Consider the following 7154-nt stretch of genomic DNA (forward strand, 5'->3'; position numbering starts at 1 on the left):
ATACAATCGAATCCGACTGAGAGCAAGCCAATTACAACACCACAATCAGGAACAACACCAATACAATCGAATCCGATGGAGAGCAAGCCAATTACAACACCACAATCAGGAACAACACCGTTACAATCGGATCCGATGGAGAGTAAACCAATCACAGCACCACAGTCAGGAACAACGCCAATACAATCGAATCCGATGGAGAGTAAACCAATCATAACACCACAGTCAGGAACAACACCAATACAATCGAATCCGATGGAGAGCAAACCAATCACAACACCACAGTCAGGAACAACATCAATACAATCGAATCCGATGGAGAGCAAACCAGTCACTACTTCCCATGTGAGTACACCACAAAAACAAGTAGAGGTAAAACCAGTTAATCAACAGCAAAGTAAAAATGTTCCTAAAGTGAATAATCAACAACATATAAAAGAAGGAACAGATAGTAAGAAAGTTAACGCAAAAGCACAAACACAACAAGAAGCTTTAAAAAATGTAAAAGCAAAAGAAAACATAAAACCAAAATAATTCAGCTCGTGAGGGAGGGTTTATACATTGAGTGCGGAACCAAATCGCGACTTTGAAAATGAACATCATCCTGAAGCTGAACTAGGGAATGCTAAGCCTGCCTTGAAAAAGGCAGGCCATTCTTTAGGGAAAGTGGCTGGTAAAGGATCAAAAATAGCTGGTAAAGCAGTCGCACAAGTAGGTAAGAAAGTAGCAGTTAAAGTAGCTCAAAAGGCAGCTACAGTTGCTGTTGCAAAGCCATTATTAATAGCGGCCGGTGTTATTATGGCTGCCGTTTTAGGTTTAGGTGTAGTGATATTTTTACTAACGTCCACGATGAGTGAAGATGAAGTCAGTCCTGGAGGGATTGGTGGTCCGTTTGCACCAGGTACTGCAAGTGTTAGTCCTGAGGTAATGAGATGGGAGCCATTAGTAAGGAAATATGCAGCGCAGCATGGTATTGAAGCAATGACTCCTTTAATTCTCGCTCTTATCCAACAAGAAAGTTCTGGAACACAATTAGATGTAATGCAAAGCTCGGAATCACAAGGGTATCCTCCAGGGTATTTTACTGATCCAGAGGAAAGTATAAAATATGGTTTAATGCATTTTGCTGATTGTCATAAAAAATCCAATGGTGATCAAAATATTACACTACAATGCTATAACTACGGGACCGGCTACGCTAACTATGCAGTTTCGAAAGGTGGATATACACACGAGAATGCAAGGGCATTTTCTGCAGAGCAATCAGCTAAAAATGGTTATAGATGTGCATCATGGCGAAGTCCGGAAGCAGTATCTAATAATTGGTGCTATGGTGATCCAGATTATGTTCCGCATGTTATGAAATATTATCAACCTGGTCAAAACCCCGGAGGTTCTGGTGGGATTGCCGGTGGTAGCGTTTTAGGTGATGATGTATTCCAAGCAATTATGGCAGAAGCCCTAAAGTACCAAGGATGGCCATATGTATTTGGAGGGCGTACGCCAAATACATCATTTGATTGTAGTGGAATAATTGAATATACGTATTCAAGGGTTGGTATTAATTTATTTGGTACCGCACAAACCCAATGGGATAAAACGCAACGTGTAACGGATCCTAAGCCAGGAGACTTAGTATTTTTCCATAGCACATATGCTACAAGTAACTATATTACACATGTTGGCATTTATGTAGGAAATAATACCATGTATCATGCTGGTGATCCAATTGGATATGCTGATTTAAGCAAAGCATATTTTCAACAACATTTTGCGGGGTATGGTCGTGTGGTTAGATAATACTGCAATTAACACTTAGCAACTCATGAAACTGCAAAAAGGAGGTAAATAGATGAAGAAAATTACCATTATAATAGCAATCCTATTAATATGTAGTATAGGATTTTTAGTGAAATATCAATCTGATAATGAAAAACTTAAAAATAATAATATAAAATTAACAAAAAAAGTGGAAAAGGTGGAGGCGCAATACAACGATACAAAAAAGGAGTTGTCGGCTCTAAAGAGTAATAATCAACAACAAGTAAAAGAAGCTGCAGAACGATTCCTTAAAGCTTTCCGTACGTATGATACTGGTAAAGGTGAATCCTACCTTGCTAATATCGATGCATATATAACACCAAATGCAAAGAAAGAATTAACTCCACCAGGTGGGCCAACGCAATCTGCTCCAGGGACTGTAGATGAAAAAGAAAAGAAAAAAGTCTCCTTTCAGTCTGAATACACAGGTGGCGAGTTGTACTATGCATTCTTAGACACTACTAAAGCTAATATATTAGCAAAAGTGAAAAGTAAAATTACAGTTAATGGTGTTTCATCTGATAATATGTCATTAATGCAAATAAATCTTATCTATGATGGAAATAAGAAGTTATGGCTTGTCGACAAGCTTATACCTTTAGCAGATTTAAAAGATCGTATGCCTTAAGTGGTGTACACATATTACATGTAGAGTAATAGAAAAACCCCTCTTAGCATTGTTAATAAGAGGGGTTTTTAGGTGTTTACTGTAACTTTGAAATAAAGTCGTACTGTTTATAAAAAAGATGTACCGTTTTAAAGAAAGTTATACCGTTTATAAAAAATATCCCTTTGTATAAAGGGATATTTTTTATGCGTATTTTTAATTGCAAAAATACTTTGTCAAAAATACTTTACGAATTGTAAGAAATAAATTGCAATTTTCTTAAGAGGTGTTGCTTTTGTTACATAATAGAATTGTAGTTTGCCGAGCAGAAAAAGGTTGGACGCAAGAAGAACTGGCAAAAAGGGTGGGTGTTAGTCGACAAACTATTGCTACTCTTGAAAAAAATAAATATAATCCTTCTCTAATTCTTGCCTTTAAAATCGCAAATGAATTTGAAAAGTCAATAACTGACGTGTTCGATTATCAGGGGGAGTGAGACATATGTTGTGGTTAAAATCTTTATTTTTAGTTTTAATATTCATCAGTCAGATGTATGTAGTAAAATTTCAATCAAGTGATGAGGCAAAAGACGAAAGAGGGAGAGAAATTCAATATAAAACAAATAATGTATTGTACAACATTCTATATTTAGGTATCATTACCATTATTATTTTTCAATCGATAGATATTGTTCCTTCAGAATTTCTACCTGATTTATTGTTATATTTTGTGCTTGCATTAAGTGTGCTAGGCAGTATTTTTATATTTATCAACAGAAACAGGAAAAATTACTAACATGAGTTAGGCTTTTTATCTTGTTCTAGTAGGCGTTTGAACAAAGTGTTTCTTTTAAAAAGGGGTAGAGTCACACATCCCTAAGTTGCTGGATATGTATGGTGACCCCCATAGCCAAAGAAGTAAGAAGATATTTAGAAGTGCATCAAATTTTGAGGAAGTGCTTGTGAACCGTATTATAAATAAATGAGGTTTTGTATGTTCGATTTTTAAATAATACCCAAGAAGGAGTGGGTTGCATTTATAGTAATACTCTATTTTTTGTATTTCTATAATAGATAATTTTTTTAAAAAACAGAATCATCTTGACAGTTATTGAATGGATTGATAAGGTTATAAAAAAATATTTCTTATCCAGAGAGGTGGAGGGACTGGCCTTATGAAACCTCAGCAACAGGTCTGCTTAAGTAGACACTGTGCTAATTCCAGCGGGTGATAATCCTGATAGATGAGAGCTTCCGTTTTTATTTGTCAGTAGCGCCCTCTTTTTTAGAGTGCGTTTTTGTTTTTTCTGGATAGTAACTAAAGGAGAGTAGAAATGGAGAACAAAAATGGGCAAGAATTTCAAAGGAAAATGCAAGCACGTCATTTAGTCATGCTATCACTTGGTGGGGTGATTGGAACGGGCTTATTCTTAAGTTCGGGTTACACTATTCAACAAGCTGGCCCATTTGGAACAATTCTATCCTATTTGGTTGGTGCGCTAGTGGTTTATCTAGTTATGCTATGTTTAGGAGAACTTTCCGTACATATGCCCGAAACGGGCGCATTTCATAGTTATGCAGTTAAATACATTGGACCGGGTACAGGGTATACAGTAGCCTGGTTGTATTGGTTAACTTGGACTGTTGCTTTAGGTTCTGAATTTACAGCCGCAGGATTACTTATGAAGCGATGGTTTCCATCGATTAATGTTTGGGTATGGAGTGCTCTTTTTGCCATTTTGATCTTTGTATTAAATGTTCTGACTGTTAAATTTTTTGCCGAATCCGAATTTTGGTTTTCATCGATAAAGGTTATAGCTATTGTGATTTTTATTGTTTTAGGAGTAGCGGCAATGCTAGGGTTTCTTCCGATGACTCATTCAAAAGCAGCACCATTCTTTTCTAATTTTACAAGTGGAGGTTTATTTCCCCATGGTGCTACGGCCATTATAATGACCATGCTTGCGGTTAATTTTGCTTTTTCTGGAACAGAATTAATAGGCATTGCAGCTGGAGAAACAGCGAACCCGGAAAAAATGATACCGAAGGCCATTCGAACTACTCTGTGGAGATTGATCATCTTTTTTGTAGGAACGATTGTTGTTTTATCTGCGTTATTGCCTAGTTCTGATGCGGGGGTATTAGAGAGTCCTTTTGTTGCAGTTCTAGAACGAATTGGGGTGCCATATTCAGCTGACATAATGAATTTCGTTATCTTAATAGCCATTTTATCTGCGGCAAACTCAGGCCTTTATGCCTCTTCTAGAATGCTTTGGTCGCTTGCGAATAAGAATACGATATCACCGATTTTTGGAAAAATGACGAAGCAAGGTGTTCCAATCAACGCCGTTATTTTCAGCATGGTGGGTGGAGCTTTGGCTTTGCTCTCAAGTATTGTGGCACCAGATACTGTCTATATCGTACTTGTTTCCATTTCCGGTCTAGCAGTAGTCGTAGTTTGGATGAGTATTAGTGCTTCCCAGTTCCTATTTCGCAGACAATTTTTGAAAGAAGGAAATTCTGAAAAGGACTTGATTTATCGTACACCACTATATCCATTAGTACCAATTGCTTCTTTTATCCTTTGTCTGGCATCGTGTATTGGAATTGCATTCGATCCAACACAGAGAATTGCCTTATATTGCGGCATACCGTTTATTTTGTTTTGCTATGGAAGTTATTATCTAACAAAAAATCTAAAAAAGAGGGGCGTAGATTATGTCGAACAAAATCAACCCAATTGATGATATTTTATCCCAACATTCCATTATGCTTCTTGACGGAGCATTAGCTACAGAATTGGAGGCGCATGGATGTAATTTGGACGATCCTCTTTGGTCGGCACGTGTGTTACTAGAAAATCCGGAACTAATTTATCAGGTTCATTCAGACTATTTTCGTGCTGGAGCGGACTGTGCCATAACAGCAAGCTATCAAGCTACTATTAGTGGTTTTTCCGCGCGCGGAATACAAGAACAGGAAGCTTTGGAATTAATTAAGAAAACGGTGTTACTTGCAAGAAGGGCAAGAGATGATTTTTGGAAGGAAAATACGCAAACGAATAGGCCTAAACCATTGGTTGTTGCATCAGTTGGGCCGTACGGTGCTTACCTTGCAGATGGTTCAGAGTATGTAGGCAACTATGGTGTGACAGATAGAACATTAGCAGACTTTCATCGTTCGAGAATGTCAGCGTTAATCGAAGCAGGTGCAGATCTATTGGCATTTGAAACGATCCCTTCCCTGCAAGAAGCAAGAGTATTAGATACATTATTGCGTGAGTTTCCAGAAACATATGCGTGGCTTTCCTTTTCGCTAAAAAATGAGAAAGAGATTAGTGAAGGTATGAAACTCGTGGAGTGTGCACGAGCTTTTGAGAAAAGTAAACAAATTGTAGCGATAGGCATCAATTGTGCGCCAGTAACCATTGTGACTGGTGCAATCCAAGAGTTGAGGGCAAACACCAAAAAATCGATTATTGTTTATCCAAACTCTGGTGAAGCTTATAATCCAGAAACAAAAACATGGCATGGTCATGAACAATGTAACGCGTTGGATATTCAATCTGAAGAATGGTACCAAGCAGGTGCACGTTTAATAGGTGGATGCTGCAGAACGACTCCTTATCACATTGAGGAGATATCGAACAAGTGGCGTTCTTCCGAGTTTTTCTATTCGAAAGAAGCAAAACAGTAATGTAATGGATGATAATCTATCTTTGTGTGTATTTTCATGATTTTGCTTGTTCAGGAATCTACAGTTACGTCTAGTGGCACAAAATGTCTTTTCAGAGACACAAATGTGGATGGTAGCCTCGGGAATCCATTGGACTTTTGGGTACCTTAGGTATGGAAAGGAATCAGGGAAATTGAACTACCCCCACTTTCACTTCGTTTAGAAGTGGGGGATTCCTAAGTAAAGGGTTCTATCGAACTCTAATTTATTAGGCTAACCCCGCAGTCCTTGCGGTTAGAAGCCTTATCGCTTCATTCTTTAGATTGATACTTGCGTTAATATCCCTATCATGGTGTGTACGGCAAGAAGGGCAATCCCATTTACGTAGGTTCAGATTTTTAACGTCTTTGTTTTGATATCCGCAACAAGAACATAATTGGCTTGAAGCAAATGTTTTCGATACGACAATGACTTGTTTACCGTACCATTTTGCTTTATATTCCAACATAGTTCGAAACTGTGACCATGATACCTCACTAATTGCTTTTGCTAACTTACGATTTTTTAACATATTCGATACTTGCAAATCTTCTATACCGATAACATCGTGGTTTTTGATGATTTCAGTTGAGATTTTGTCTAAGTAATCTTTTCTAGCATTTGCCACGTATTCATGAATTCTAGCTACCTTTACTCGCTGTTTATTCCAGCGGGAAGATCCTTTCATTCTTCTAGAAAGAACACGCTGTGCTTTTGCCAACTTCTCTTCTAACGATCGAAAAAACTTCGGATTTTCATAGGGGGTTCCATCTGACAAAATGGCGAAATCTTTTAGTCCCACATCCATTCCAATGTAAGAATGTGTTTTCGGAAGTTCTTGCACTTCTGTTTCAACTAACAATGACACAAAGTATCTACCAGAAGGATTCCGTCTAACCGTAGCATTTAAAATACGTCCCTTTACTTCACGACTTTTGGCAAATCGAACAAGACCTAGTTTTGGCAATTTCATTTTGTTTCCTACAACGGCAATGTTTTCATTTGTTTGTTTT

The 7154-nt window shown here is 37.7% G+C and carries 7 protein-coding genes, 1 pseudogene and 1 riboswitch; of the genes and pseudogenes, 7 read left to right on the forward strand and 1 reads right to left on the reverse strand.

Annotated features, from left to right (window positions below):
• From ACQKNR_RS24795 to mmuM, 7 genes and pseudogenes are all read left to right on the forward strand, one after another.
• Nucleotides 1-534: pseudogene (locus ACQKNR_RS24795) on the forward strand (CD3337/EF1877 family mobilome membrane protein); the annotation flags it as partial.
• 27 nt (nucleotides 535-561) lie between these two features.
• On the forward strand, nucleotides 562-1800 hold the full coding sequence (locus ACQKNR_RS24800) for a lysozyme family protein (RefSeq protein WP_427321521.1): 1239 nt from the start codon (nucleotides 562-564) through the stop codon (nucleotides 1798-1800).
• Between the two features lie 52 nt (nucleotides 1801-1852).
• A complete protein-coding gene (locus ACQKNR_RS24805; protein ID WP_427321523.1) occupies nucleotides 1853-2449 on the forward strand; it encodes a hypothetical protein in 597 nt (198 codons plus the stop codon).
• 274 nt (nucleotides 2450-2723) lie between these two features.
• Nucleotides 2724-2924, forward strand: a complete 201-nt coding sequence (locus ACQKNR_RS24810; RefSeq protein ID WP_427321525.1) for a helix-turn-helix transcriptional regulator — start codon at nucleotides 2724-2726, stop codon at nucleotides 2922-2924.
• Nucleotides 2925-2929: 5 nt separating this feature from the next.
• Nucleotides 2930-3223, forward strand: coding sequence for a hypothetical protein (locus ACQKNR_RS24815; protein ID WP_427321527.1), 294 nt, complete (start codon nucleotides 2930-2932; stop codon nucleotides 3221-3223).
• A gap of 347 nt (nucleotides 3224-3570) precedes the next feature.
• A riboswitch (SAM riboswitch) is annotated at nucleotides 3571-3678 on the forward strand.
• Nucleotides 3679-3761: 83 nt separating this feature from the next.
• Nucleotides 3762-5171: an S-methylmethionine permease gene (gene mmuP / locus ACQKNR_RS24820; RefSeq protein ID WP_097925038.1), complete on the forward strand. Its 1410-nt coding sequence runs from the start codon at nucleotides 3762-3764 to the stop codon at nucleotides 5169-5171.
• Nucleotides 5146-6123: a homocysteine S-methyltransferase gene (mmuM, locus tag ACQKNR_RS24825; protein ID WP_427321529.1), complete on the forward strand. Its 978-nt coding sequence runs from the start codon at nucleotides 5146-5148 to the stop codon at nucleotides 6121-6123. Before mmuP ends, mmuM begins: the two co-directional genes overlap by 26 nt.
• A gap of 247 nt (nucleotides 6124-6370) precedes the next feature.
• Here the strand turns inward: mmuM and tnpB are convergent.
• The coding region (gene tnpB, locus ACQKNR_RS24830; RefSeq protein ID WP_427321531.1) for an IS200/IS605 family element RNA-guided endonuclease TnpB at nucleotides 6371-7154 on the reverse strand (784 nt) is incomplete at its 5' end.

It is taken from the genome of Bacillus sp. NPDC094077, assembly GCF_050279465.1.
Taxonomy (GTDB): domain Bacteria; phylum Bacillota; class Bacilli; order Bacillales; family Bacillaceae_G; genus Bacillus_A.